The sequence below is a fragment of the Micromonospora sp. NPDC048842 genome, from assembly GCF_040649935.1.
Taxonomy (GTDB): domain Bacteria; phylum Actinomycetota; class Actinomycetes; order Mycobacteriales; family Micromonosporaceae; genus Micromonospora; species Micromonospora hortensis.
Map to the genome: position 1 here is coordinate 1 of NZ_JBEZGK010000032.1, position 25,403 is coordinate 25,403.

Sequence of the window (25,403 nt, forward strand, 5' to 3'; positions counted from 1 at the left end):
CACGGCGGGGATGATCTGGTCGGTGTCCACGTTGGACCGGCGCAGCGGCACGGCAGTGCCGGTGTGGGTGGTGAACTTGTCCATCTCGTCGGTCCCTTCTACAGGTCGGCGGGGGCGGCCAGCCGGCCGACCACTGCGGTGGCGGCGGCCACCGGCGGGGAGACCAGGTGGGTACGCCCACCCCGGCCCTGACGGCCCTCGAAGTTGCGGTTCGAGGTGGAGGCCGAGCGCTCACCCGGCTTCAGCGTGTCGGGGTTCATCCCCAGACACATGGAGCAGCCGGCGAACCGCCACTCGGCCCCGGCGTCGGCGAAGACCTTGTCCAGCCCCTCGGCCTCGGCGGCCTCGCGCACTGCGGCGGAGCCGGGCACCACGAGCATCCGGACGCCGTCGGCGACCCGGTGGCCACGCAGCACGTCGGCGGCGGCCCGCAGATCCTCCAGGCGGCCGTTGGTGCAGGACCCCACGAAGACCACGTCGATCGGCAGCTCCCGCAGCGGGGTGCCGGGGCGCAGGTCCATGTACTCCAGGGCCCGGCGGGCGGCGGTGCGCTCCGAGTCGGTGGTGAACTCCTCAGGGTCCGGCACCGGGGCGCTCAGCGGCGCACCCTGCCCGGGGTTGGTGCCCCAGGTGACGAACGGGGTGATCTGGCTGGCGTCCAGGGTCACCTCGGCGTCGAAGCGCGCGCCGTCGTCGGTGGGCAGCGTCCGCCACCACTGGACCGCCGCGTCCCAGTCCGCGCCCTGCGGCGCGTTCGGTCGACCCTTGAGGTACGCGAAGGTGGTCTCGTCCGGCGCGATCATGCCGGCCTTGGCGCCCCACTCGATGGACATGTTGGCGATTGTCATTCGCCCCTCCATGGAGAGGGCACGGATCGCCTCGCCGCGGTACTCCACGATGTGCCCGCGACCTCCACCGGTGCCGACCTGCGTGATCAGCGCGAGCACCAGGTCCTTGGCGGTCACACCGGGCGCGAGCTGGCCGGTGACGTTCACGGCCATCGTCTTCGGTCGGCTCTGCGGCAGCGTCTGGGTGGCCAGCACGTGCTCCACCTCGCTGGTGCCGATGCCGAAGGCGAGCGCGCCGAACGCGCCGTGGGTGGCGGTGTGCGAATCGCCACAGACGATCGTCAGGCCCGGCTGGGTGAGACCGAGCTGCGGGCCGATCACGTGCACGATGCCCTGGTTGTCGTCGCCGAGCGGGTGCAGTCGCACTCCGAACTCGGCGCAGTTGCGGCGCAACGTCTCGATCTGCGTACGCGACGTCGGGTCCGCGATGGTGAGCAGGTCACCACGACGGAGGCGGAACGCCGGGTCGGCGTACCCGGTCGGGGTGTTGTGGTCCTCGGTCGCGAGGGTCAGGTCGGTACGACGCACCCGGCGCCCGGCGAGCCGCAGCCCGTCGAACGCCTGCGGGCTGGTCACCTCGTGCAGCAGGTGCAGGTCGATGAAGAGCAGGTCCGGCTCACCAGCGGCGGACCGTACGACGTGCGCGTCCCAGACCTTCTCGGCCAGGGTCCTCGGCTCAGGAGTGACTCCCACCATCTGGACATCCTAAATTCTGGGAGGTAAGTTTCGGCTTGTGGGACACAGTATGAGCGGTGTCGGCGTTCTCGACAAGGCGGTGGTCATCCTGGCCGCCTGCGTGGACGGCGCCAGCCTGGCCGAACTCGTCGAACGCACCAAGCTGCCCCGGGCCACAGCACATCGCCTGGCCCAGGCCCTGGAGATCCACCGAATGCTGGTGCGTGACACCCAGGGCAGATGGCGGCCCGGCCCCCGCCTGGGCGAGCTGGCCAACGCCGCACCGGACGTTCTGCTGACCGCCGCCGAGCCTCTGCTGGCCGCGCTGCGCGACGCCACAGGCGAGAGCGCGCAGCTCTATCTGCGCCGCGCCGACGAGCGGATCTGCGTGGCGGCGGCGGAACGCGCCAGCGGCCTACGGGACACCGTTCCGGTCGGCTCGGTGCTGCCGATGACGGCCGGCTCCGCGGCCCAGATCCTGCTCGCCTGGGAGCCGCCGGAGGCGGTGATGCCGCTCCTGCCGCGCAGCAAGTTCACCGGCCGCACCCTCGCCGAGGTACGCCGCCGTGGCTGGGCGCAGAGCGTCGCCGAGCGGGAGGCCGGTGTGGCGAGCGTCTCCGCCCCGATCCGCGACCGCACCGGCCGGGTCATCGCCTCGGTCAGCATCTCCGGCCCGATCGAGCGCCTGGGCCGCCGCCCCGGCGAACGCCACGCCATGGCCGTAGTAAGAGCCGGCCAACGCCTCTCCGGCCTCTAACCCGCACCCCCGCCCAACCCCTGCCCAACCCCCGCCCCCTCCCCCGCCCAACCCCTGCCCAACCCCTGCCCCCTCCCCCGTCCTCCCACCCTGCCCGCGCCGCGCCCTCCCGCCCCAACCCGACCGCTCCCGGTGATCAAGAGCTTTGCGTCACCGCCTGCCGCGTGTCGTGACGCAAAGCTCTTGATCACCAAGGGCGAGGGGTGGGTGGCAGAGGCGGGGTGGGGTGGGGCGGGGTGGGATGGGGGACGAGAAAGGCTCATCTCGCTGGGCGAGATGAGCCTTTGGTTGTAGCCCCGACCGGATTCGAACCGGCGCTACCGCCTTGAGAGGGCGGCGTCCTGGGCCGCTAGACGACGGGGCCAGAACTTTTCCGTTCACCACCCTCGCGGGCGGTGCGAATGTAGTCTAGCGGCACCGTACCCGGGCACGAGCGCGGGGTGCGCCGTCACCCGAGGGCCTGGGCGTGGGCTGGAACGGGCGTGGCGGCGGACACGAAACAGCCCGCCTCACGAGGTGAGACGGGCTGTGCACGCTGTAGCCCCGACCGGATTCGAACCGGCGCTACCGCCTTGAGAGGGCGGCGTCCTGGGCCGCTAGACGACGGGGCCAGAACAACTTTTGCTCCCCCACCTTACCGGTGGAGGAGCTGCACTCTACCGAAGACCACCCTCCGCCCCCGAAGGGGCGGAGTCGAACTCCGTCAGAATCCAGCGTCTGGAAATTCTCGCGAATTCCAGCAGCGCTGGGGTACCAGGACTCGAACCTAGACTAACTGAACCAGAATCAGTCGGGCTGCCAATTACCCCATACCCCATTGGCCCCTTGCGGTGCCGGGAGTGAACTTTACCCTCCCGGTACCGACAGGCCAAATCCGATCCCCCCGAACCACCCGTGAGCTGCGGAAGCAGGGGCATCAGACGGATCAGGCGACGGGCACCACCGGGTTGGTGAGCTCGCCGATGCCGTCGATCCGCACGGTGACCGTATCCCCCTCGACAAGCGGGCTAACCCCGGCCGGAGTGCCGGTGAGAACCACGTCGCCGGGCAGCAGAGTCATGACGTGCGAGATGTACGACACCAGGCCCGGCACGTCGAAGACCATGTCCTTCGTCCGGCCGAGTTGGCGTACTTCCATCTCCTCCGGGTTGCGACCCACCTCACACCGGATCTCCAGGTCGGAGACGTCCAGCCCGGTGGTGATCCACGGACCGATCGGGCAGAACGAGTCGAAGCCCTTGGCCCGGGTCCACTGCCCGTCCGAGCGCTGGAGGTCCCGAGCGGTGACGTCGTTGGCGCAGGTGTAGCCGAAGATGGCGCGTTCGGCGGCGGCGCGGTCGGCGCGGCGCGCGCCGGGCGCCCCGATCACGACCGCCAACTCCGCCTCGTGCTCTACCTGCTTGGAGAAGATCGGCAGTCGGATGGCGTCCCGGGGGCCGATCACCGAGGTGGACGGCTTGAGGAAGAGCAGCGGCTCCTTGGGCACCTCGTTGCCGAGCTCGGCGGCGTGGTCGGCGTAGTTGCGGCCGACGCAGACGACCTTGCTGGGCAGGATCGGCGAGAGCAGCCGGACGTCGGAGAGGGCCCAGCGGGCCCCACTGAAGGAGAGATTGCCGAACGGGTGGCCCTCGATCTCGGCGATGGTCAGGCCCTGCGGCCCGGCCTCCGCTTCGCCTTCGACGGCACCGAACGACATTCCCTTGGCATGGGCGAAACGAGCGATACGCACCCGGCCAATCTAGCGCCGCCGACGCCCCAACCGGCCAGGACAGGCGGTCGGGTGTGCTCAACCCGTCAGCGCGCGGCACCCTATCGGAGCTGGAGGTGACCGGGGCGGGTTTCTCGACTTCGTACCCGCACGGAGGCGGCTCGCCCCTAGCGTCGGCTCCGGAGGTTCGTTCGTATGCCTGCATCGACACGACACCACAGAGCCCTCGCAGTGTTCGTGCACTGCCTCGGCATCCTCGCCGCCGTGCCGGCCCTGCCGACGGCGGCTCCGGAGGCGGCGGCCGCGCCACGACCACCGGCCGCCACGCCACAACCAACGGCGGCCACGCCACAGGCACCGGCCGCCACGGCACCACCAACTACGGCCGCACCACCACCGGCCGCCACACCAGCACCAGCGGGAACCCGGCCGCCGGTGGCGATGGTCGCGCGGGTGACAGAGCCCACCCCGCCCTCGGCACCACCGGCGGTGGCACCACCGACCCGGGCACCGGCGTCGGCGCCCCCGCAACAGGTCACTGTGGCGGTCGCGACGGAGAGCAGCCCGGCACCGAGGTACCGGATCCAGGTGCGCAACGTGAGCAACTCGCCGTTGGAGACCACTGTGCGACAGGAACTGCCGCCCGGTTCGTCGACGACAGCGATCAGCGGTGGTGGCCGATCCACCCCGGCTGGCGGATCGGCCACCGAGGTGACCTGGCGCTTGCGGCTGCCCGCGCACAGCACGACCACCCTGGGCACCGCGCTCGCGGCGACCGCGCCGGGCCGGCCGCTGACCGCGCCGACCTGCGCGTTCACCAGTGACGGCAGCCGGCCGTACGACTGCGCCACGGCCACCTGGCGGGCGGCAGCGGCACCGGCGGCCGAGGTCGACGAGGCGCCGCCGTGGCGTCGCTACCCGGTGCTGCTCGCCGGCCTGGCGGTCCTGCTGCTGATCAGCGCCGCCCTGGTGTGGGTGTGGCGGCGTCGGCGCGGGCGTCGGGTGACGGCTGCCGCGCTGTCCACCGGCGGCGGCGCCGAGGGTGGCCGCGGGACGGTCTATCCCCGCCCGGCAGCGCCGAGTCCGGTGCGGCGTCGGCGTACCCCGCCGGTCTGGATGTTGGTGGGCGCCGCCGTCGTGGTGCTGGCCGGCGTGGTCGGCACCGCGGGTTGGACGGCGACCCGGCAGGTCGCGGCGATCGACACGCAGAAGCAGCCGACCAGCGGCGCCTGGGTGGGCACCGCGGTCGCCGGGTCGCTGGGCGTGCCGCTGCGCGAGTCGGCGTTCGAGTTCACCGTGTACCGGATGACCTGCGGCGCGCCCGGCACCGCCGGGAAGGCCAACGGCGGCGATGCCGCACCGGCCAACGGGCGACGATGCGAGGCCACGGTAGGCGTGCGCAACGTCACCGGCGAGCACCAGCCCTGGCACAGCGAGCTGCAACGGGCGTACCTGCCCGGTGGGCGCTGGGTGAGCACCGACGAGTCGGCCACCCGGACGGCGAACCTGGGTCGGGACGTCTTCGCCGACCCGATGGCGGCTGGCACCCGGATGGTGCTCCCGCTGGTCTTCACGGTCGACGGGCGGGACCCGCCCCAGCAGCTGGAGCTACGCAGCGGGGTGTTCTCCGCCGGGGTCCGGGTGCAGATGCCCTGACCGGTGTGCGGGCGGCGGTCGTACCCTGGGATGCGTGACCGCCGCCCTCGCCCCCGCCGTGCTCGACGCGACGCAGTGGCAGGCTCGCCGACGGGCCCACGAGGAGCGGGTGGACGTCTGGCTGACCCCGCACCTGGCCCGGCGACGACGCGGTGAGCGGCATCCGGTGGCCGACTTCCTGTTCACCTACTACTCGCATCGCCCGGCCCAGCTGCGGCGCTGGCATCCGGGCCCCGGGGTCGAACTGCGGGACGCCGATCCGGCCGAGTTCGGCCGCGACTACCGCGCCGGCACCGCCGGGGTCACCCTCGACACCGATGGGGTACGCGCGCGGCGCGGCGAGTCGATCGCCTGGATCCGCTCCCTGCTGGCGGCGACGCGCGGACGTGCGCCGCACTTCGGGTGCTTCGGGATGCACGAGTGGGCGATGGTCTACCGGCAGACCCGAGAGGAGCTGCGGCACAACGCCTGGCCGCTGCGGCTCAGCGCGGAACGCACCGCCGATGTCGTCGAGGAGCGGGGCGTGCGGTGCAGCCACTTCGACGCGTTCCGGTTCTTCACCGCGCCGGCCCGCCCGTTGAACCTGCTCAGCCCGACCCGGGAGACGCAGCACGCGCACGAGCAGCCGGGCTGCCTGCACGCCAACATGGATCTGTACAAGTGGGCGTACAAGCTGTCGCCGTTGGTCTCCTCGGAGCTGGTGGCCGACGCGTTCGACCTGGCCCGGGACATCCGCACGTTGGACATGAGGGCCAGCCCGTACGACCTGGCGGCACTCGGCTACCCGCCGGTGCGTGTGGAGACTCCGGACGGCCGGGCGGAGTACGCGGTGGCGCAGCGCGGGTTCGCCGAGCGGGCCGCCGTGCTGCGCGACCGGCTGCTCGCCGCCGTCGCGGACTAGTCGTCGTCCCGGATCAGTCGCTGTCCCGGATCAGTCGCCGTCCCGGATCAGTCGTCGTCGGCGCGGCGGTCCCGCTTGCGCTGGGACTGGCGTTTCTTCTCGGCCAGCCGGCGTTCCTTGGCCCCCCGGGACGGGCGGGTCGCTCGGCGGGTCGGCGGTGGGGGCGCTGCGGCCTCCCGCAGGAGGGCGGTCATCCGGGCCCGGGCCGCCTCCCGGTTGGCAAGCTGGGCCCGGTGCTCGCTGGCGGCGATCGTCAGCACCCCGTCGACGAGGCGGTTGGCGAGTCGGGCCAGCGCCCGCGGCCGCAGCCAGTCGGGCACGGCCGGCGAGTTGGCCACGTCGTAGCTCAGCTCGACCCGGGAGTCAGCGGTGTTCACACCCTGCCCGCCCGGCCCCGACGAGCGGGAGAAGCGCTCCCGTAGCTCCCCGGCGGGGACGACCCACCGGTCGGTCACCCGCAGTCCGTCGTCCACGCCCCGAGGCTAACCCGCGACGAACCGCCGGGGGTCATCGGTGCGGAGGCTCACTCTGCGTCGGGGACTGGCTGGGCGCTGGCCCGGCGGTCTCCTCGTCGGAGCCGACGGCCGCGTACGCCACAGCGCCGAAGAGCAGCACCCCGATCACAGCGGCCTTCACGACGACGCCGCGGATCAGTGACCAGGCGCCCCGGCGAGCGCCTGGCACCGATTTCTTGACGGTCTGGTAATCGTTCCACCCGCGTCGTGCCCGGGCGTACGCCGACCCCACTGCACATCCGATGATCAGGCCCACCAGCAGGAGGACCGTGAGAAGAGGACGCTCCACCTCCGCCAGTATCCATACCGAACGTAATATTTCCATGGTCCGATGCCGTCCGGCCGGATATCCGACAGTGGTGGCCCCCGTCGGGGCGTTCGGGCAGCTCAGCCACCCTTGCCGATGATCGTGTCGGCGGTCTGCTGCACCTGGTCGATCGGGATGGCGAACCCGATGCCGATCGAGCCGTTTCCATCGATGGTGGCGATGGCGGTGTTCACCCCGACCACCTCTCCGCGCGCGTTCACCAGTGGCCCACCGGAGTTGCCGGGGTTGATGGACGCGTCGGTCTGCACAGCGGTGTGCCGGTTGTTGCCGAGGCGCACCTGCCTGTCGAGCGCGCTGACGATGCCCGCGGTGACAGTTCCGGCCAGACCGAGCGGCGACCCCACCGCGAGCACCGGCTCACCGACCCGGGTCGCGCCCGGCTTGGCCAGGGGCAGCGGGGTGAGACCTGCCGATGCCGGCACCTTCAGCACCGCCAGGTCGCTGCGCGGCTCCCGTCCGACCACCTCGGCGGCGAACCGGCGGCCGTCGGGCAGTTCCACTGTCACCGGGCCGCCACCCGCCTTGGCCAGGATGTGGTCGTTGGTGATCAGGTGCTGTTGGTCGTCCACAGCGAAGCCGGAGCCGGTCGCGGACCCTCCGGTCGGGGATCCACCGCTCGCGGACCCGCTGGTCGTGCCGCCGGCCAGCACCGACACCACCCCGGGTACGGTCCGCTCAGCAGCGGTGACCAGCTCGGCCGGCACCGGGGCCGCGGACGCCGCAGCCGGGCCACCAGCCCCGTCCCGGCTGGCCACCACGCCGCCGGCGAGAGCGCCGGAGACGGCCGAGACCGCCACCACGCCCAACACGGCGAGCAGCCGCCCGGGTCGTCGCCCGCCCGGGTCGCGCTCGGGCGTGTCCCACCACCCGCGCCCGTCCGGGTCGAGTTCCGGAGAGATGAACCAGGGACCGCGCGGTTCGCCCAGTCCGGTCTGCACTGCCATGCGTACTCCTCACTGTCGACGTCGGGTGTGCGTGGCGGTCAGGGCAGCCGGGAGAACCAGCGCATCGAGCCGGCGGCGGCGCCCATCGCGAACACCAGTCCGAGGCCGATGAACCGGGCCGAGATGTCCTGCCGCTCGGTGCGGTAGCCGACCGAACTGCCGATGTCGTCGTAGACGGCCCGCAGCTCGTCGGTGGTACTGGCCTCGTGGAACATGCCGCCGGTCTCCTCGGCGACCGCCTTGAGGGTCTGTCCGTCCACAGGCACCTGGATGGGCCGTCCACCTCTGTCGACGAACCCGGACGGGGTGCCGAACGAGATCGAGTGCACAGGCACCTCCGCCTTCACCGCTTCCGCTGCCGCCTCCATCGGGTCCATGCCGGAGGTGTTGGCGCCGTCGGAGAGCAGGATGACCCGGGCGGGTGGTGTCTCCTTCGCGGCCTCGCTGTCCAGGCTCTTGACCGCGCCGAGTGAGGTGTTTATGGCCTCGCCGATGGCGGTGCCCTGGACACCGGTGATGCCCTCGGCGAGCCTGTCGATCCCCTCGTCGAGGGCGTCCCGGTCGGTGCTCGGGGGCACCAGCACGGCGGCACTGCCGGCGAACGCGACGAGACCCACGTTGAACTCGTCGGGCAGGCCCTCGACGAAGCGCCGGGCGGCCTCCTTCGCAGCGGCCAGCCGGTCCGGTTCGACGTCGGTGGCGAGCATCGACGTGGAGACGTCCACCGCCACCATCACAGTGGCCCGTTCCCGGGGCACCCGGACCTCGGCGCTCGGTCGGGCGAAGCCGACCACGAGCAGCGCCAGCATGGCGAGAAAGAGCCCGGCCGGTACGTGCCGACGCCAGGCGGGCCGCTCCGGCGCCACCCGGTCCAGCAGCCGCAGGTTGGTGAAGCGGACCGCGTAGCGGCTGCGTCGCCGCTGCAGCACCAGGTAGGCGACGACCAGGGCGAGCACGCCGAGCAGCAGCCAGAGTCGCAGCGGCGACTGCCAGATCACGCGGCACCTCCCCGGGGCCGGCCGGCCGGCGCGGCGGCCAGCCGACGCTGGGCGTGCACGTGCCGGACGATGTCGGCGCTCCAGTCGCCGTCGGTGCGCAGCGGCAGATGGGTGGCCCCGCTGCGGCGCAGCGCCTGGTGGACCTGCTCGCGCTGGGCGGTGGCGGCCTCGGCGTACCGCTCGCGCAGCCCACGGTCCGATGTGCACACCTCACGGTGCCGACCGGTCTCCGGGTCGACGAGCGTGATGAGGCCGACGTCCGGCAGCTCCAGCTCCCGCGGGTCGGTCACCTCGATCGCCAGCACCTGGTGCCGGACGGCCAGCCGGCGCATGGTCCGCTCCCAGGGCGCTGTCTGCCCGGGATCGTCGGGCAGACCGTCGAGGAAGTCGGAGACCACCACGACCAGCCCACGCCGATTGGCGATGCGGTGCAGCGCGTCGAGGCCGTCGGCCAGATCCGGCGGTCGGGCCGCCGGCCCACGCCCCGGCCGATCGGTGGGCGCCGTGGCCCGGGGGGCGGCGAGCAGCGCGCGGAGCAGGGACAGCAGATGGGTACGCCCGCTACGGGCCGGGAAGCGGCGCACCCCGTCAGCGCGCAGCACCTGTGCGCCGAGGCGGTTGCCGACGCCAGCGGTCAGGAAGCCGACCGCCGCGACGGCCGCCACCGCCAGTTCCCGTTTGTCCAGCTCGGCGGTGCCGAACTCCATGCTGGCGCTGCCGTCGACGAGCAGCCAGGTGGTCAGCTCCCGGTCGGCATCGACCTGCCGGACGTGCGGCACCGCGGTCCGGGCGGTCACCGCCCAGTCCATCCGGCGGACCTCGTCCTCGCCCGGCCGGTATTCGCGACTGCCGGAGGGTTCGCTGCCGGGACCGGGCAGCAGACCACGGTACTGGCCGTGCAGCAGGCCGTTCAGTCGGCGCGTGACGGTCAACTCCAGGCGGCGCAGGCGCTGGTCCGGGGCCAGCTCGGCCAGGCCGGGGTCGGCGGGCGCGACGGCGGCGCGTCTCATGCCGCCGCCAGATCCGGTGTCTGCTGCGGGTGTCCGGTGGCCAGCCGGGGCGGCGGCACCGCCTCGACGAGCCGTCGCACCACGCTCTCGGCCGACACCCCGTCGGCCACCGCGTCGAAGGAGAGCACCAGTCGGTGGGCGAGAACGTCGACGGCGAGCTCGCGGATGTCCTCGGGCAGCACGTACTCCCGCCCCCGCAGCAGGGCCTGTGCCCGGGCCGCCGCGACCAGGCCCAGGGTGGCCCGGGGGCTGGCCCCGTACGCCAACAGCGGGGCGATCTCCGGCAGCCCGAACCGGCCGGGGTCGCGGGTGGCGAGGATCAGCCGCACCACGTACTCGGCCAACGCGTGGTGGACGAAGACCCGCTCGGCGTGGATCTGGAGGTCCCGCAGCCGTTGCGCGTCGAGCACCCGGCGCGGGGTCGGCCGGTCGGTGCTCATCCGGTAGAGGATGGCCAGCTCGTCGGCGTCGCTGGGGTAGTCGACCACCACCTTCATCAGGAACCGGTCACGCTGCGCCTCCGGGAGCTGGTAGACCCCCTCGGACTCGATCGGGTTCTGCGTGGCCAGCACCAAGAATGGCTCCGGCACCGGCCAGCTGCGCCCGCCGATCGAGACCTGCCGTTCGGCCATCGCCTCCAGCAGCGCCGACTGGACCTTGGCCGGGGCTCGGTTGATCTCGTCGGCCAGCACCAGGTTGGCCATGATCGGGCCCAGCTCGATGTCGAAGGTCTCCTTGGACGCCCGGTAGATCCGGGTGCCGACGATGTCGGAGGGCACCAGGTCCGGGGTGAACTGGATCCGGGAGAAGGTGCCGCCGACCACCGTCGCTAGGGTCTGCGCGGCCAGTGTCTTGGCCACGCCGGGTACCCCCTCCAGGAGGCAGTGTCCGTTGGCGACCAGGGCGGTGAGCAGGCGTTCGACGAGGCGATCCTGCCCGACGATCACGCGTTTGACCTCGAAGAGGGTCTGTTCCAGCTCGATGCCGGTCGGCTCCGGATCGACCGGGCTGGGCATGCTGGCCAGGGTGTCCGAGATGTCCGTCACGGTGCTTGCTTCCCTGGCACACGCTCGGCAAACGTGGGATTGTGCGGCAGGGACCGGCCCGGAGTGGCCGGAATGGGGATGAGCCGCGCGGAAGGGTGACGACCGTCGCGAGCCTGCCGAGTCACGGACAACCGGCGAGGGATCGGCCAGTGTGCGCCCGACTGACACGAACCGGTCGAGGAGGGCCCGACGCTTTCTGGGCTGCCGATCCGGGCGGGCGGCGCGCGCCGGGCAGACAGGGTCCGGCCCCCGCGCCGGAGGCGACGGGGGCCGGGTGTCGGGTGTCGGTTCGGTCAGGGTGTGTGGGTGAGCAGGGTGAAGCCCAGGTTGGCCGGAGTCCCGGCCGAGTTGCGGGTCTGTACGAAGACCGCGTTGGGCGTCAGCAGCCGCGGCGCGACCGACACCTCGCCACCCGGTGGGATGCAGCAGGAGCCGGACAGTGAGAGCGTCGCCAGGAAGGCACCAGCCGTCACGTTGTGACCGAAGATCACCTCGTACTCCCCGACGCCGTACTTGACCACTGTGCCGCCGCCACGCGCCTTGGTGCCGTTGGAGTTGACGACGGTGTAGACGTTGGTGGCCACCAGTGGGGTGGCCGCGTTCGCCTTCAGCGCGGCTTTCGCGATACGCGCCGACTCGGCGCTGACCGGCGGCTGGGAGTTCGTGCCGCGTGCCGGCTGGACCGTTTCCTGCGGCGCCTTCGCGGACGGCTGGGCGATAGCGATGCCCCCGCCGGCGAGACTGAGCCCCAGGACAGCGAACGTGACCGCCGCCACCTTACGTCGGAAGGATGTGCTCATGACAGGTCCCCCTTGTGTGACCGTGCGAATTCGGCCGACCCGCGGGGCGGGACGGATGACTGCCCATAAATAGGCGTACGACGACAGTTGGGCCGGGGAAAGCTGCCTCGCTCACACCCGACGAGATTGATTTACCACCAATCCTTATCCCCTCTGAGCTGCGGTTACTACTCAGAGTTGCGTCGCTTAAGCCAGATGGAACGTAGCACCGGAAAAAGCCGCCAGTCAATAGTTGATCTCGCTTTTCCGGGGTGTCAACCAACCGTCAGATAATTGTGAAATGTGAGCGCATCGCCATTCATGAAATGGGTTCGTCGGGCCCGACTACGATCACCGTCGTGATCGTCGACGCTCCACGCGCGCATCGGAACGCTCGGCTCGGCACTGTGCTCTGCTGGCTTGCCGTCGTACCCACCGCCCTCTGGGCGGCCGTCCGGCTGCTCGGCCTGGACCGGGGGCCGTTGGTGCAGGCGCTCGCCTTCACGCCGTACGTCGCGGGGGTCAGCGTGCTGGTCCTGGCCCTCGCGCTCGCCCTGCGGCGCTGGTGGCCGGCGGCGCTCGCGGCAGTGGCGGCGGTGGCGTTGCTCGGTACCGTCGCACCTCGGGCGCTGGCCGACAGGCAGCCGGCGGCGGGCGGGCCGACAGTGCGGCTGCTCACCGCCAATCTGCTCGCCGGCGCCGGCGACGCGCGGACACTGGTGGAGCTGGTCCGGCGACACCAGGTGGACGTGCTCACAGTGCAGGAGTTCACCCCGGACGCGCAGGCCGCCCTGGATCAGCTCGGCCTGGCCACGCTACTGCCGCACCGGCAGCTCAACCCGGAGATCGGCACCCCCGGCTCCGGGCTCTACTCGCGGTGGCCGATCACCGACGGCGGCGTCCGACGCAACCTCGAAGGCTGGGGCTTCAGCCAGGCGTACGCGACGGTGTCCGTCCCCGGCGGGCCCCCGGTCCGCGTCGAGTCGGCCCACCCCTCAGCGCCGTACGCGCTGGACCAGGTGGGTGCCTGGCGTGCCGACCTGACCGCCCAACCACCGGCCACCCCGGACGGTGGCCTGCGAATCCTCGCCGGAGACTTCAACGCGACCCTCGACCACGGTCCACTGCGAGCCCTGCTGCGCAGCGGTTACGTCGACGCCGCCGACGCCGCCGGAGAGGGCCTGACCGGCACCTGGGGTCCGTACGACGGTGACCTCATCCCACCCGTCACCATCGACCACGTCCTTGTCGACCACCGGATAGCGGTCCGCTCGGTGCAGGTGCTCGCCCTACCCGGCAGCGACCACCGCCCCGTCCAAGCCACCCTCACCCTCCCTAACCCCTAACCCACCCCACCCCGCCCCACCTCGTCGATCTTGCACTTACTGTCCCGGCATCAGCGACAAAAGCCGCAGACCGTCGACACAAAGTGCAAGATCGCGGGAGTGGGGGGTGGGGCGGGGAGGCAGCGGGTTAGACGGGGGTGGGGGCTAGGCCGTAGGTGAGGGCGTCTACCAGGGCGTGCCAGCTGGCTTCGACCACGTTGGGGTGGACGCCGACAGTGGTCCAGTCCCGGCCGCCGCCGTCGGAAGTTTCCAGCAGGACCCGGGTGACAGCGCCGGTGCCGTGGCTGCCCTCCAGGATCCGCACCTTGTAGTCGGCCAACTCGAAGTCGCGCAGCTGTGGATAGTGCCGCGCCAGCCCTACCCGCAGCGCTTCGTCGAGGGCGTTGACCGGGCCGTTGCCCTCGGCGGTGGCGATCACCCGCTCACCGCGAACCCGGATCTTGACGGTCGCTTCGGAGACCACGGCGCCGTCCTCGCGGTGCTCGACCAACACCCGGTACGACTCCAGGGTGAACGGTCGGGCCGGGCTGCCCTCCGGCAACTCGGAGCGGACCAGCAACTCGAAGGAGGCATCGGCCGCCTCGAAGGACCAGCCACCCGCCTCCAGCTCCTTGACCCGCTTGGTGACCCGGGTCAGGGCTTCCGGGCTGCCGGCCAGGTCCAGGCCGAGCTCACGACTCTTGAGCTCGACGCTGGCCCGGCCGGCCATCTCGGTGATCAGGATCCGCATGTCGTTGCCCACCACCGACGGATCCACGTGGTTGTAGAGCAACGGGTCGACCTTGATCGCGCTCGCGTGCAACCCCGCCTTGTGGGCGAAGGCGGCGGCCCCGGCGTACGCCTGGTGGGTGTCGGGGGCGATGTTGGCGATCTCGGCGATGGCGTGCGAGACCCGCACCATCTGCGCCAGGCAGCCCTCCGGTAGGACGGGCATGCCCAGCTTGAGTTGGAGGTTGGCGACGACAGCGAAGATGTCGGCGTTGCCCGGGCGTTCGCCGTACCCGTTGGCGGTGCCCTGCACGTGGCGGACGCCCGCCTCCACGGCGGCGATCGTGTTGGCCACCGCGCAGGCGGTGTCGTTCTGGGCGTGCATACCGAGCAGCGCGGCGTCGATCCCCAGCCGGGTCGTCAGGTCATGGATCACGGCGGTCACCTGGGACGGCAGCATGCCGCCGTTGGTGTCGCAGAGCACCATCCGCTCGGCGCCGGCGGCGAGCACTGTCTGCACCACTGCCGCGCCGTACGCGGGGTCGTGCCGATAGCCGTCGAAGAAGTGTTCGCCGTCGACGAAGACCCGACGCCCCTCGCGGACGAGGTGGTTGACAGTGTCGTGGATCATGGCGAGGTTCTCGGCGCCGGTGGTGCGCAGCGCGCGCTCGACGTGCCGGATGTCGGCCTTGGCGACCAGCGCCACGGCCGGGGTCTGCGCGTCCAGCAGGGCGCGCACCTGGGGGTCGTCCGCGACCGCGACGCCGGCCTTGCGGGTGGCGCCGAACGCGACGAGCACGGCGTGCCGCAGATCCAGCTCGGTGCGGGCGCGGCGGAAGAACTCGGTGTCCTTGGGCACCGCGCCCGGCCAGCCGCCCTCGATGAAGCCGACGCCGAACTCGTCGAGCAGCCGGGCAACTGCCAGCTTGTCGACCACCGAGTAGGTGAGCCCCTCGCGCTGGGCGCCGTCGCGCAACGTGGTGTCGAAGACCTGGAACGTCATCAGGATCCTTTCTCGGAGCAACAAAAAGACCTCCCGCGGATGCGGGAGGTCTGCGCGCTCGGCAGAGGGGAGAGCCGGCGCGCTAGGTCGCAATAATCAGGGCGGTGCTGGTCACGATGGCCACTCTGCCACCCCTCTCCCCTATATGGGAGGAGCAATCCACATAGCGGGACGGTGACGGAGGGTTCGTTCGCCCCGGACCGCCGCTCGTGATCGGCTTCACAAGCCACCAGGCCAGTCATCGGTGGAAACAGCAATGCGGAAGCATCTGGAACGGATCCGATGATGGCCACCGTGCCGTCTGCAAGGAGGACCTGTGCTCACCGTCAGTGACCGCTTACCTGAGCACGGACCCGCCGCCTGCGTATCGCTGGGCGCCAACAACGCGTCCAGGACGATCAACCACACGTCCCACGAGGGCACGTGGTGCGTGGTCTTCGTCGGGCCGATGGGTTTCACCTCCATCAGCCCGACGGAGATCGCCGACGAGATCCCCGCCGCCGGAGTCTGACCATGGGCCTGGACGCGATCACGGCAGCCCTGCCGGAGTACGCCAAGGACATCAGGCTCAACCTCGGCTCCACCATCGGTTCCTCGGCGTTGACCCCGGCGCAGACCTGGGGCACCGCGCTTGCCTGTGCGGTGACCGCCCGCAACCCTGTCGTGTTGCGGGAGATCGCGGCCGAGGCGCTCGGGCACCTCGGGCCGGAGGGTGTCGAGGCGGCCAAGGGCGCAGCGGCGATCATGGCGATGAACAACATCTACTACCGTGCCAAGCACCTGATCGGCGACGAGCAGTACGCCTCGATGCCGGCCCGACTGCGGATGCAGATCATCGCGAGGCCGGGGGTGGACAAGGGCGACTTCGAACTCTGGTGTTTCGCCGTGTCGGCCATCGCCGGCTGCGGGGTGTGCCTGGAGTTGCACGACAAGAAGCTGCGCGGCAGCGGCTTCACCCGGGAGCAACTGCACGAGGCCCTGCGGATCTCCGCCGTGGTGCACGCCGCGGCGGTCACCCTGGACGCCGAGGCCGCCCTGGCCTGAGCCTGTCGCCGTTTCCGGCCCCCGACAGCCGGGTAGCTCCTGCGGAGACATGAGTTGATCGGTGACAGTCAGGAGTGAACGGCATGGACAGGATCGATCCGCACGCCACCCACGCCGGGCCGGACCCGCTGCGCGGCGGTGACCAGGGCGCGGTGGCCGGCGGCGCGCCGGCCGGCACGTTCGACCCCTGGCGCTACCGGGACCAGGCCGGCGTGGCCGACGTCGACCTGGTCGGCTACAAGGTCGAGGCCACCGACGGTGGAATCGGCAAGATCGACAGCGCCAGTCACGAGGTGGGCGGCAGCTACCTGGTCGTGGACACCGGGCCCTGGATCTTCGGCAAGAAGGTGATGTTGCCGGCCGGCACCGTCAACCAGGTCGACCACGACCAGCGCACCGTCTCCGTCGACCGGACCAGGGACCAGATCAAGGCCGCCCCGGAGTACGACGAGACCAGCCACAGCGACCCGAACTACCGGGATCAGCTGGGTGGCTACTACGACGAGACGTACGGCGCGCTCCCGCCCGGCACCGCACGGTGACTGTTCGACCCGACGGCCGGTGGGGCGCTGCCCCACCGGCCGTTACCGTGAGGGCGTGGACGCCATCGACGACAGCCGACAGATTTCGCTCCCCGCCACCTTCAACTTCCGCGACGTCGGTGGCTACCTCGGCCACGACGACCGATCCGTACGCCGAGGCCGGCTCTACCGCTCCGACTCGCTACACCGCCTCACCGAGCAGGACCGGGACGCGTTCGCCGCGATCGGGATCCGCACGGTCATCGACCTACGCCGCCCCACCGAGGTGGAGCGCGACGGCCGGGTGCCGGAGTACCAGGGGCTGACCTACCGGCACATTCACCCGGAGCACGCTGACTGGGCGGGTACGCCACACGAGGAGGGCGCCAGCCTGGCCCGGTACCTCGCGGACCGGTACGCCGACCTGGCCCAGACCGGCACCGCCGGGGTGGCCGAGGCGGTCGGCCTGATCGCCGACTCCGCCAACGCCCCGGTGGTGGTGCACTGCGTCGCCGGCAAGGACCGCACCGGCATCGTGTGCGCGTTGACCCTCGCCGTGCTCGGCGTCGACGACGCTGACATCACAGCGGACTACGCGTTGAGCAGTGCGGCGTCGGCCCGGTACAGCGCCTGGCTGGCCTCCATCAACCCGGGCGGCGTGGACGTGCCGGCGCCGTTCCTGAGCTCACCCGCCGAGGCGATGCAGATCTTCCTGGACGAGCTGCGCGCGGGGCACGGCTCGATCGAGGCGTACCTGCGCCACGCCGGGGTGACCGACGAGCAGCTCGCCGCGCTCCGTGACCACCTGCTCGACGAGCCCTCAAAGGCGCAGCCCACCGACGCGTAGGGCCGACTGCGCCGGCCCATCCGGGTGGACGGGCCGGTGCAGCGGCAGAGAGATCAGAAGACCCGCTGCACCCAGCCGTGCGGGTCGGCAGTCTTGCCCCGCTGGATGTCGACCAACTGCTGACGCAGGGCCATGGTGACCTGGCCGGGCTCGCCACCACCGATCAGGAACTCGCCGTCCGGGAAGCGGACCCCACCGATCGGGGTGACAACCGCTGCGGTGCCGCAGGCGAACACCTCCCGCAGGCGCCCGCTGGCGGCGTCGGCCTGCCAGTCGGCGAAGCTGACCGGCCGCTCCTCGACCTGGTGCCCGGCCGCGCCGGCCAGCGCGAGGACGGCGTCGCGGGTGATGCCCGGCAGGATCGTGCCGGTCAACGGTGGGGTGACCACGGTGCCGTCGTCGTAGACGAAGAAGACGTTCATGCCGCCCAGTTCGTCGACGAACCGGCGCTCCACCGCGTCCAGGAAGACGACCTGGTCGCAGCCGGCCTCGATGGCCTCCGCCTGGGCCGCCAGCGACGCGGCGTAGTTGCCGCCGCACTTGGCAGCGCCGGTACCACCGGGCGCGGCACGCGTGTAGTCCGGAGAGACCCAGACGGTGACCGGCTTGACGCCACCGGTGAAGTAGGCACCGACCGGTGAGGCGATCACCATGTAGAGGTACTCGTTGGCCGGACGGACGCCGAGGAAGACCTCGCTGGCGAACATGAACGGGCGCAGGTAGAGGCTGCCGTCCTCGCCGGTGGGGATCCACTCGCGGTCGATCTCGATGAGCTTGTGCAGCGAGTCGACGAACACCTCCGGCGGCAGCACCGGCATCGCCATCCGCTGCGCGGAGGTGGCGAAGCGGGCCGCGTTGGCGTCCGGCCGGAACATCGTCACGCCGCCGTCGGCCGTGCGGTACGCCTTGAGCCCCTCGAAGATCTCCTGCGCGTAGTGCAGCACCGCGCTGGCCGGGTCCATCGGGATCGGGGCACGGGCTTCCACCCGGGCGTCGTACCAGCCCTTGCCGTCGGCGTAGCGGACGGTGACCATGTGGTCGGTGAAGACGCGGCCGAACCCGGGGTTGGTCAGCAGTGCGGCCCGATCGGCGGCGGATATCGGCGCGAGATTCGGACGGATCTCGAAGTCGAGCTTGTCACCACCGCTCATCGCGCTGACCTCCCTGCGGAACAACGGCATGCGGGACCGCACACCGACATGGCTGTGCCAGAAACTTACCCCGAACGGTCGTTAAGCGGGTAGCGCCGGTCGGGCTGCCAGTGGCAGACCGGCTCCGAGACCGGTCTGCCACTCGGGCCGGGGTGATCAGGCTACGGCGTGGGCGGCGAGCCGGTCGCCGACCTCTTCGGTACGCAGCGTCACGCCCGGCACGCGGCTGGCCAGCTCGGCGGCGACCGCCGCGTTGACCCGGGCGGCCGACTCGCCGTGCCCGAGCTGCTCCAGCAGCAACGCGGCGGAGAGCACCGCAGCGACCGGGTCGGCGATGCCCTGGCCGGCGATGTCCGGGGCCGAGCCGTGCACCGGCTCGAACATCGAGGGGTACGCCCCCTCGGGGTTGATGCAGCCGCTGGCGGCCAGCCCGATGCCACCGGTGACGGCCGCGGCGATGTCGGTGAGGATGTCGCCGAACAGGTTGTCGGTGACCACCACGTCGTAGCGCTGGGGCTGCGTGACCAGGAACATGGCCGCCGCGTCGACGTGCTGGTACTCGGTCTCGATGTCCGGGTGCTCGGCGGCGACAGCGTCGAACGTACGCGCCCAGAGCGACCCGGCGTGGGTGAGCACGTTGGTCTTGTGCACGAGGGTGACCTTGCGCCGCTCCCGGCGGCCGGCGCGGGCGAACGCGTCGCGGATCACCCGCTCCACGCCGTGCCGGGTGTTCAGGCTCTCCTCGGTGGCGACCTCGGCCGGGGTGTCCCGGTGCAGGGAACCACCGGCACCGGCGTAGAGCCCCTCGGTGCCCTCGCGCACCACGACGAGGTCGACCTCGCCCGGCTTCACGTTGCCCAGCGGACCGGCGACACCGGGCCAGAGCCGGGACGGGCGCAGGTTGACGTACTGGTCGAAGGCGAAACGGAGCTTGAGCAGCAGCCCACGCTCCAGCACACCCGGCGGGACCGTCGGGTCACCGACCGCGCCGAGCAGGATCGCGTCGTGCCCGGCCAGCTCGGCCAGCACCGAGTCGGGCAGCACCTCTCCGGTACGGTGCCAGCGGGCGGCGCCGAGGTCGTACTCGGTGGCCTGCACGTCGGGCAGCACCGCGTCGAGGACCTTGCGGGCCTGCGCGACCACCTCGGGCCCGATGCCGTCTCCGGCCACCACCGCGATCCGCGCCACGACCGCACTCCTCTGCTCAACGGTTCCGTCTCGGCAACGGTACGTCGCCGTCCCGCCTCCCGGTACGCAGCGTCCACGATTTGGGATGCTGGGATGCACAGCACCCTCTCAGCTGGGACTCATGGGGCGGTCATCTCCGCTGCCTACGGTAGTGCTCAGTGGGTCGCGGGGGCCTGCTGACCGACGGGGTCGCGGTGACGCGGCGCCATGTGCGAGGGGGCAGATGCGATGCGCATCGACGAGCAGCCACGGACCCGCTGGCCGGACCCGTCCGCGTTCCGCAACCGCCGGCCGGACCTTCGACTCGGCAGCCGCCGGCACCGGATCGACCCGGCCGCGGCCACCGAGAGCCGGATCGCGGTGCAGCACACCGTACGCACAGCGACCGCCGAGTACACCCTGCTGCTCAACGCACCCGAGTGGCTCGGCCGCCGGGGCGTGGGCGAGGCGCTGCGGGACAGCGTCGCCGAGCTGCGCGCCATCGACCTCACCTACGGCCCCAACCGACCGGAGAGCCTGGTCTCCCGGCTTCGTCGGGGCGAGATCAGCCCGGAGTCGTACCCGCCGCTCGCCGACCTGGTGGACCGCTGTTCCGCGATGCGCGCGGCCACCGACGGGTGGTTCGACGCCTGGGCGGTGCCCGGCGGCTTCGACCCAGGCGGCCTGCTCGGCGGTTGGGCTGTGGAACGCGCCGCCGAGCGGCTGCGCGCCGCCGGCATCCACGACTACGCCGTACTCGCCGGCGCCGACCTCGTCGTCCGGGGCCGCGCGCCGCACGGCGGGCCCTGGCGGGTCGCTGTGCACCACCCGACCGCACCCGAGCGCGCGCCGCTGGTGCTGGAGATGACCGCCGGAGCGGTCGGCACCTCCGGGGTGACCGGACGGCAGGGGCACGTGGTGGACCCGCATACCGGCGAGCCGGCCGATCACCTCGTCGCCGCCACAGTGGTGGGCCCCGACCTGGCGATCGCCGACGCCTACGCCACAGCGCTCTACGCCGCCGGCCCCACCGGCCTGGCGTGGTTCCGGGGCAACTCCGACTATCGCGCGCTCTTCGCACACCGTCGCTGAGCCGGTCGGGCACGCGATCGGCCCCCACAGTCTCGGCAACGACAGTGAGGGCCGATCAGCGACGAGTGCGCGTGGCTCGCGCAACCGAGGGGTGCGGACCGGTCGGGCCGGACGTCGACCGCGCCACCCGAAGACGGGCCGGCGCCTCGAACTCGGCCAGTGACCGCAGTGCGTACGCTAGCGAATCGACGCAACTCGACGCAAGAGTCTCCACACCGGACCGTCGTGGCCGGAGCCGGCGGTAATCGGTGGTTGACCGGCGGCGAGGCAGTTTCGACATGCTGAACGGCGGATGGCACGCTATCCGCCGTGAGTTTCGATCTGAGCGTGTGGGCCCTGGAGGACGGGGCGACGCCCGAGGACGTGCGGACAGCGGTCAACGGTTGCCGGCAGGGGCGACACGTGGACCGCTACCCCGATCCGCGGGTGGTCAGCTTCTACCGGGCGATCACCGCCTCCTATCCGGACCGTCACCCCGGCCCGAACAGCCCATGGGCGGTGGCGCCGCTGCACGCGGCCCACGACCACGTCGAGCTGAACCTGCACCCGACCTGCGCGGACCAGGTGCTACTGGACATCGAGCGGCTGGCCGGCGAGCACGGGCTGATGCTCTTCGACCCGCAGGACGGCTCGGTCTACCCGCCGCCGGCGCGGCTGCCCGGCTGACCTGACCGGCGGCACGGGAAATGACGAGGGGCCCGGCGAATCGCCAGGCCCCCCACGGTGTTTGTCGTCTACTACTCGTCGCGCAGGTCGGCGGCGCTGGCCGCCGTGGCGCCGATCGACTCGGCGGCCGAGGTGAGCAGGTCGGCGCCGAGCGCCTGGTCGACGGTGAGCGTCATCAGCGTCTCACCGCCGGCCTCCCGACGGGCCACCTGCATGGCGGCGATGTTGATGCCCGACTCACCGAGCAGGGTACCGACGGTGCCGACCACACCGGGCCGGTCGGCGTAGCGCAGGAAGAGCAGGATGCCCTCCGCGCCGATCTCCACGTCGAAGCCGTCCACCTCGGTCAGCTTCAGCACGTCCCGAGCGCCGGAGTGGGTGACGGTGCCCGAGACACTGACCGTCCGCCCGTCCGGCAGCGCGCCGCGCACCGTGACCAGGGTCGGCTGCTCGGCCGTCTCGGCCAGCGTGGCCAGGGTGACCTCGACGCCACGCTCGGCGGCCAGGTGCGGGGCGTTGACGTAGGTGACCTGCTCCTCGACCACGGAGCTGAACAGGCCCTTGGTGGCGGCGAGCTTGAGCACCGACACGTCGTGGCTGACGATCTCACCGCGGACCTCGACGGTGACGCTGGCGGCGACCCCGCCCGCGACCGCGGTGAACGCCCGACCGAGCTTCTCCGCCAGCGGCAGCAGCGGCCGAACGTCCTCGGCGACCACGCCGCCGGCCTGCACGTTCACCGCGTCCGGAACGAACTCGCCCTGCAACGCCAGCTTGACGCTCTTGGCCACGGCCAGACCGGCCTTGTCCTGCGCCTCGTGGGTGGAGGCGCCCAGGTGCGGGGTGGCCACCACGTTGTCGAAGGCGAACAGCGGGGACGAGGTGCACGGCTCCTTGCTGTACACGTCGACGCCGGCGCCGGCGACCCGACCCTCGGCGATCGCGTCCGCGAGCGCCTGCTCGTCGACCAGCCCACCACGGGCGGCGTTGATGATGCGGACGCCGGGCTTGACGAGCGCCAGCTCCTTCTCACCGATCAGACCCACCGTCTCCGGCGTCTTCGGCAGGTGGATGGAGATGAAGTCGCTCTCCCGCAGCAGTTCCTCCAGGCCGACCAGGCGGACGCCGAGCTGCGCCGCACGGGCCGGCTGGATGTACGGGTCGTACGCGATCAGCCGGGTGCCGAACGCGGCGATGCGCTGTGCGAAGAGCACCCCGATGCGACCGAGGCCGACCACGCCGACGGTCTTGCCCTGCACCTCGACGCCTGTGTACTTCGACCGCTTCCACTCCCCCGCCTTGAGCGCGGAACTGGCGCTCGCGGTGTTGCGGGCGACGGCGAGCAGCAGCGCGACGGCCTGCTCGGCGGCGGAGACGATGTTGGAGGTGGGCGCGTTGACGACCATGACGCCCCGCGCGGTGGCGGCCGGCACCTCGACGTTGTCCAGTCCGATGCCCGCCCGGGCGACCACCTTCAGTCGCGGCGCGGCAGCAATCGCCTCGGCGTCGATCTGGGTCGCGCTGCGCACGATGACGGCGTTGGCCTCGGAGAGCGCCGAGAGCAGGGCCGGACGGTCGGTGCCGTCGACGTGACGGACGTCGAAGTCGTGGGCGAGCACCTCGATGGCGGCGGGGGCGAGTTCTTCGGCGATCAGTACGACAGGATTCATCGGTCCTCGTAGAGGTCGTGTTTGCGATCGGCCCGGGCGGCGGGGCGCCGCACTGCGCCCTGCGCTGATCCGTGCCGTGGCCGTCAGGTGCCGGCTGCTGCACCTACAGGCGATCGTAGGGGCCCCGCTGGTCGGCGTGTTCCGGTCTTCGGGGTGAGTGCCCTCACACGCCCTGTCGGGCGACGGACATCGGCCGTTCACCGCACCGACACGGTTGCCCCGGCCGCACCGAGCACCGGCGGCGTCGGTCACCCGGTCACTTTGAGAGAGTCGTGGCGCACGAGCACTGCCGCCCGACGTATCGACGGGCGGCAGCATGCCGGGCAGCCCCGGGGCGGCGCTGGGGAGAGCGCCGGCCCAGGGGCTGTCGGTGGATCGTCGTTCGAACGGGTCAGGCGGTCTCGGTGATCGGGCGGTCGACCCAGCTCATCATGCCGCGCAGCTTCTTGCCGGTCTCCTCGATCGGGTGCGCCGCACCCTCGGCCTGCCACTTGGTGAAGTTGGGCCGGCCGGCCTCGTCCTCGGCGACCCACTCGCGGGCGAACTCGCCGGACTGGATCTCACCCAGGATCTTGCGCATCTCGTCCTTGACCCGGGAGTCGATGATGCGCGAACCACGGGAGAGATCGCCGTACTCGGCGGTGTCGGAGATGCTGTAGCGCATCTTCGCGATGCCGCCCTCGTACATGAGGTCGACGATCAGCTTCAGCTCGTGCAGGCACTCGAAGTAGGCGATCTCCGGGGCGTAGCCCGCCTCGGTGAGCACCTCGAAACCGGTCTGCACCAGCGCCGAGGCGCCGCCGCAGAGCACCGCCTGCTCGCCGAAGAGATCGGTCTCGGTCTCCTCGGTGAAGGTGGTCTTGATCGCGCCGGCCCGGGTGCCGCCGATCCCCTTGGCGTACGCGAGGGCGAGCGCGAGCGCGTTGCCGCTGGCGTCCTGCTCGACGGCGACGAGACAGGGCACGCCCTTGCCGTCGCTGTACTGGCGGCGGACCAGGTGGCCGGGGCCCTTGGGCGCGACCATCGCCACGTCCACCTCGGCCGGCGGCTTGATCAGGCCGTACCGGATGTTGAAGCCGTGGCCGAAGAAGATCGCCTTGCCCGGGGCGAGGTGCGGGGCGATCGACTCCGCGTAGATCCCGCGCTGGGCGGTGTCCGGTGCGAGCACCATGATCACATCGGCCTCGGCGGCGGCCTGTGCGGGCGTGACCACCCGCAGGCCCTGCTCCTCAGCCTTGGGACGGCTCTTCGAGCCCTCCGGCAGACCGATCACCACGTCGACGCCGGAGTCACGCAGCGACAGCGCGTGGGCGTGGCCCTGGCTGCCGTAACCGATCACCGCGACCTTCTTGGCCTGGATCAGGCCGAGGTCGGCATCGTCGTCGTAGTACACCTCAACGCTCATGAGAAATTCCCTTTCGTACGACGGCCGGGGCGGCCCGTCGTGGTCTGTGCGGATGAATTCGCCGGATGGCCGGCCGAGGGCCGACCGGCGGCGGGTCAGGCGGCCCGCAGCGCGGGGCCGGCGGTGATCGAACGCGAGCCGCGCCCGATGGCCACCAGCCCGGACTGGACCATTTCCTTGATGCCGAAGGCCTCGAGGTCGCGGAGCAGGGCGTCGAGCTTGTCCGGGGTGCCGGTGGCCTCGATGGTCAGCGTGTCCGGTGCGACGTCGACCACGCGGGCGCGGAACAGGTTGACGGTCTCCAGCACCTGTGACCGCGCGGACCGGTCGGCGCGAACCTTCACCAGCAGCAGCTCCCGGGCGACCGAGATCTGCGGGTCCAGCTCAACGATCTTGAGCACGTTGACGAGCTTGTTCAGCTGCTTGGTGACCTGCTCCAGCGGGGACGACTCCGCGTTGACCACGATGGTGATCCGGGAGACGTCCGGGTTCTCGGTCTCGCCGACGGCGAGGCTGTCGATGTTGAACCCGCGCCGGGAGAACAGGCCGGAGACCCGGGCGAGCACGCCCGGCTTGTTCTCCACCAGCACGGACAAAGTGTGCATGGTCATGCCACGG

At 71.5% G+C, this 25,403-nt stretch carries 25 protein-coding genes, 3 tRNA genes and 1 pseudogene; 10 read left to right on the forward strand and 19 right to left on the reverse strand.

From position 1 onward, the window contains the following. Positions 1 to 84, reverse strand: a pseudogene (locus AB0C19_RS29885) (3-isopropylmalate dehydratase small subunit); the annotation flags it as partial. Between the two features lie 14 nt (positions 85 to 98). Continuing rightward, positions 99 to 1,544: a 3-isopropylmalate dehydratase large subunit gene (gene leuC / locus AB0C19_RS29890; protein ID WP_357190694.1), complete on the reverse strand. Its 1,446-nt coding sequence runs from the start codon at positions 1,542 to 1,544 to the stop codon at positions 99 to 101. Positions 1,545 to 1,593: 49 nt separating this feature from the next. On the opposite strand from leuC, the gene AB0C19_RS29895 reads away from it, so the two are divergent. Continuing rightward, the gene (locus tag AB0C19_RS29895) at positions 1,594 to 2,280 is read left to right on the forward strand and encodes an IclR family transcriptional regulator (protein WP_007456408.1); all 687 of its coding nucleotides are present in this window, start codon (positions 1,594 to 1,596) and stop codon (positions 2,278 to 2,280) included. 291 nt (positions 2,281 to 2,571) lie between these two features. On the opposite strand, the gene AB0C19_RS29900 is transcribed toward AB0C19_RS29895, so the two are convergent. The 4 genes from AB0C19_RS29900 to AB0C19_RS29915 all read right to left on the reverse strand — a co-directional run bounded on the left by AB0C19_RS29900 (position 2,572) and on the right by AB0C19_RS29915 (position 4,009). Beyond that, positions 2,572 to 2,644: transfer RNA gene (locus AB0C19_RS29900), tRNA-Glu, on the reverse strand. Positions 2,645 to 2,818: 174 nt separating this feature from the next. Next, positions 2,819 to 2,891: transfer RNA gene (locus AB0C19_RS29905), tRNA-Glu, on the reverse strand. A 134-nt stretch (positions 2,892 to 3,025) separates the two neighbouring features. Beyond that, positions 3,026 to 3,097 (reverse strand) — tRNA-Gln (locus AB0C19_RS29910). Positions 3,098 to 3,205: 108 nt separating this feature from the next. Continuing rightward, positions 3,206 to 4,009 carry a fumarylacetoacetate hydrolase family protein gene (locus AB0C19_RS29915; RefSeq protein ID WP_091393135.1) on the reverse strand — a complete coding sequence of 268 codons (804 nt, stop codon included), beginning with the start codon at positions 4,007 to 4,009 and terminating at the stop codon, positions 3,206 to 3,208. A gap of 174 nt (positions 4,010 to 4,183) precedes the next feature. Between AB0C19_RS29915 and AB0C19_RS29920 the strand changes: the two genes are divergently transcribed. Both AB0C19_RS29920 and AB0C19_RS29925 read left to right on the forward strand, forming a co-directional pair. Further along, positions 4,184 to 5,644, forward strand: coding sequence for a hypothetical protein (locus AB0C19_RS29920; RefSeq protein ID WP_357190696.1), 1,461 nt, complete (start codon positions 4,184 to 4,186; stop codon positions 5,642 to 5,644). 34 nt (positions 5,645 to 5,678) lie between these two features. After that, complete coding sequence (locus AB0C19_RS29925) at positions 5,679 to 6,545, forward strand: 3-methyladenine DNA glycosylase (protein ID WP_357190698.1); 867 nt, start codon at positions 5,679 to 5,681, stop codon at positions 6,543 to 6,545. Positions 6,546 to 6,592: 47 nt separating this feature from the next. Here the strand turns inward: AB0C19_RS29925 and arfB are convergent, their stop codons facing one another. From arfB to AB0C19_RS29960, 7 genes are all read right to left on the reverse strand, one after another. Then, the gene (gene arfB, locus AB0C19_RS29930; RefSeq protein WP_357190700.1) at positions 6,593 to 7,018 is read right to left on the reverse strand and encodes an alternative ribosome rescue aminoacyl-tRNA hydrolase ArfB; all 426 of its coding nucleotides are present in this window, start codon (positions 7,016 to 7,018) and stop codon (positions 6,593 to 6,595) included. A gap of 34 nt (positions 7,019 to 7,052) precedes the next feature. Next, positions 7,053 to 7,349, reverse strand: a complete 297-nt coding sequence (locus AB0C19_RS29935) for a hypothetical protein (RefSeq protein ID WP_357190702.1) — start codon at positions 7,347 to 7,349, stop codon at positions 7,053 to 7,055. Positions 7,350 to 7,447: 98 nt separating this feature from the next. Next, the gene (locus AB0C19_RS29940) at positions 7,448 to 8,332 is read right to left on the reverse strand and encodes a trypsin-like peptidase domain-containing protein (RefSeq protein ID WP_357190704.1); all 885 of its coding nucleotides are present in this window, start codon (positions 8,330 to 8,332) and stop codon (positions 7,448 to 7,450) included. 38 nt (positions 8,333 to 8,370) lie between these two features. Then, positions 8,371 to 9,330 carry a VWA domain-containing protein gene (locus AB0C19_RS29945; RefSeq protein ID WP_357190706.1) on the reverse strand — a complete coding sequence of 320 codons (960 nt, stop codon included), beginning with the start codon at positions 9,328 to 9,330 and terminating at the stop codon, positions 8,371 to 8,373. Further along, entirely contained in the window at positions 9,327 to 10,340 is a 1,014-nt protein-coding gene (locus AB0C19_RS29950) for a DUF58 domain-containing protein (protein ID WP_357190708.1), read from the reverse strand. Before AB0C19_RS29950 ends, AB0C19_RS29945 begins: the two co-directional genes overlap by 4 nt. After that, on the reverse strand, positions 10,337 to 11,386 hold the full coding sequence (locus AB0C19_RS29955; RefSeq protein WP_357190710.1) for a MoxR family ATPase: 1,050 nt from the start codon (positions 11,384 to 11,386) through the stop codon (positions 10,337 to 10,339). Before AB0C19_RS29955 ends, AB0C19_RS29950 begins: the two co-directional genes overlap by 4 nt. Positions 11,387 to 11,679: 293 nt before the next feature. Further along, positions 11,680 to 12,186, reverse strand: coding sequence for a hypothetical protein (locus AB0C19_RS29960; protein ID WP_357190712.1), 507 nt, complete (start codon positions 12,184 to 12,186; stop codon positions 11,680 to 11,682). Positions 12,187 to 12,572: 386 nt separating this feature from the next. Between AB0C19_RS29960 and AB0C19_RS29965 the strand changes: the two genes are divergently transcribed. Further along, a complete protein-coding gene (locus AB0C19_RS29965; protein WP_357190799.1) occupies positions 12,573 to 13,511 on the forward strand; it encodes an endonuclease/exonuclease/phosphatase family protein in 939 nt (312 codons plus the stop codon). Positions 13,512 to 13,638: 127 nt separating this feature from the next. On the opposite strand, the gene cimA is transcribed toward AB0C19_RS29965, so the two are convergent. Continuing rightward, positions 13,639 to 15,222, reverse strand: coding sequence for a citramalate synthase (cimA, locus tag AB0C19_RS29970; protein ID WP_357190714.1), 1,584 nt, complete (start codon positions 15,220 to 15,222; stop codon positions 13,639 to 13,641). Between the two features lie 316 nt (positions 15,223 to 15,538). On the opposite strand from cimA, the gene AB0C19_RS29975 reads away from it, so the two are divergent. From AB0C19_RS29975 to AB0C19_RS29990, 4 genes are all read left to right on the forward strand, one after another. Further along, entirely contained in the window at positions 15,539 to 15,733 is a 195-nt protein-coding gene (locus AB0C19_RS29975; protein ID WP_357190716.1) for a hypothetical protein, read from the forward strand. Positions 15,734 to 15,735: 2 nt separating this feature from the next. Further along, a complete protein-coding gene (locus AB0C19_RS29980; protein WP_357190718.1) occupies positions 15,736 to 16,266 on the forward strand; it encodes a carboxymuconolactone decarboxylase family protein in 531 nt (176 codons plus the stop codon). An 83-nt stretch (positions 16,267 to 16,349) separates the two neighbouring features. Further along, a complete protein-coding gene (locus tag AB0C19_RS29985) occupies positions 16,350 to 16,808 on the forward strand; it encodes a PRC-barrel domain containing protein (RefSeq protein ID WP_357190720.1) in 459 nt (152 codons plus the stop codon). Between the two features lie 55 nt (positions 16,809 to 16,863). Further along, positions 16,864 to 17,634 carry a tyrosine-protein phosphatase gene (locus AB0C19_RS29990; protein WP_357190722.1) on the forward strand — a complete coding sequence of 257 codons (771 nt, stop codon included), beginning with the start codon at positions 16,864 to 16,866 and terminating at the stop codon, positions 17,632 to 17,634. Positions 17,635 to 17,687: 53 nt separating this feature from the next. Here AB0C19_RS29990 and AB0C19_RS29995 read toward each other — a convergent pair whose 3' ends face one another. Both AB0C19_RS29995 and AB0C19_RS30000 read right to left on the reverse strand, forming a co-directional pair. Continuing rightward, positions 17,688 to 18,785 (reverse strand): branched-chain amino acid aminotransferase, encoded by a 1,098-nt coding sequence (locus AB0C19_RS29995; RefSeq protein WP_357190724.1) that lies wholly within the window; start codon positions 18,783 to 18,785, stop codon positions 17,688 to 17,690. 156 nt (positions 18,786 to 18,941) lie between these two features. After that, positions 18,942 to 19,973, reverse strand: a complete 1,032-nt coding sequence (locus AB0C19_RS30000) for a 3-isopropylmalate dehydrogenase (RefSeq protein ID WP_357190726.1) — start codon at positions 19,971 to 19,973, stop codon at positions 18,942 to 18,944. 228 nt (positions 19,974 to 20,201) lie between these two features. Between AB0C19_RS30000 and AB0C19_RS30005 the strand changes: the two genes are divergently transcribed. Both AB0C19_RS30005 and AB0C19_RS30010 read left to right on the forward strand, forming a co-directional pair. Beyond that, positions 20,202 to 21,044, forward strand: coding sequence for an FAD:protein FMN transferase (locus AB0C19_RS30005; protein WP_357190728.1), 843 nt, complete (start codon positions 20,202 to 20,204; stop codon positions 21,042 to 21,044). 309 nt (positions 21,045 to 21,353) lie between these two features. After that, complete coding sequence (locus tag AB0C19_RS30010; protein ID WP_091393184.1) at positions 21,354 to 21,710, forward strand: hypothetical protein; 357 nt, start codon at positions 21,354 to 21,356, stop codon at positions 21,708 to 21,710. A gap of 71 nt (positions 21,711 to 21,781) precedes the next feature. Here AB0C19_RS30010 and serA read toward each other — a convergent pair whose 3' ends face one another. The 3 genes from serA to ilvN form a co-directional block, all read right to left on the reverse strand. Further along, the gene (gene serA / locus AB0C19_RS30015; protein ID WP_238684654.1) at positions 21,782 to 23,380 is read right to left on the reverse strand and encodes a phosphoglycerate dehydrogenase; all 1,599 of its coding nucleotides are present in this window, start codon (positions 23,378 to 23,380) and stop codon (positions 21,782 to 21,784) included. 391 nt (positions 23,381 to 23,771) lie between these two features. Beyond that, positions 23,772 to 24,785 (reverse strand): ketol-acid reductoisomerase, encoded by a 1,014-nt coding sequence (ilvC, locus tag AB0C19_RS30020; protein ID WP_238684655.1) that lies wholly within the window; start codon positions 24,783 to 24,785, stop codon positions 23,772 to 23,774. Between the two features lie 95 nt (positions 24,786 to 24,880). Next, positions 24,881 to 25,396: an acetolactate synthase small subunit gene (gene ilvN, locus AB0C19_RS30025; protein ID WP_357190731.1), complete on the reverse strand. Its 516-nt coding sequence runs from the start codon at positions 25,394 to 25,396 to the stop codon at positions 24,881 to 24,883. Positions 25,397 to 25,403: the final 7 nt, after the last annotated feature.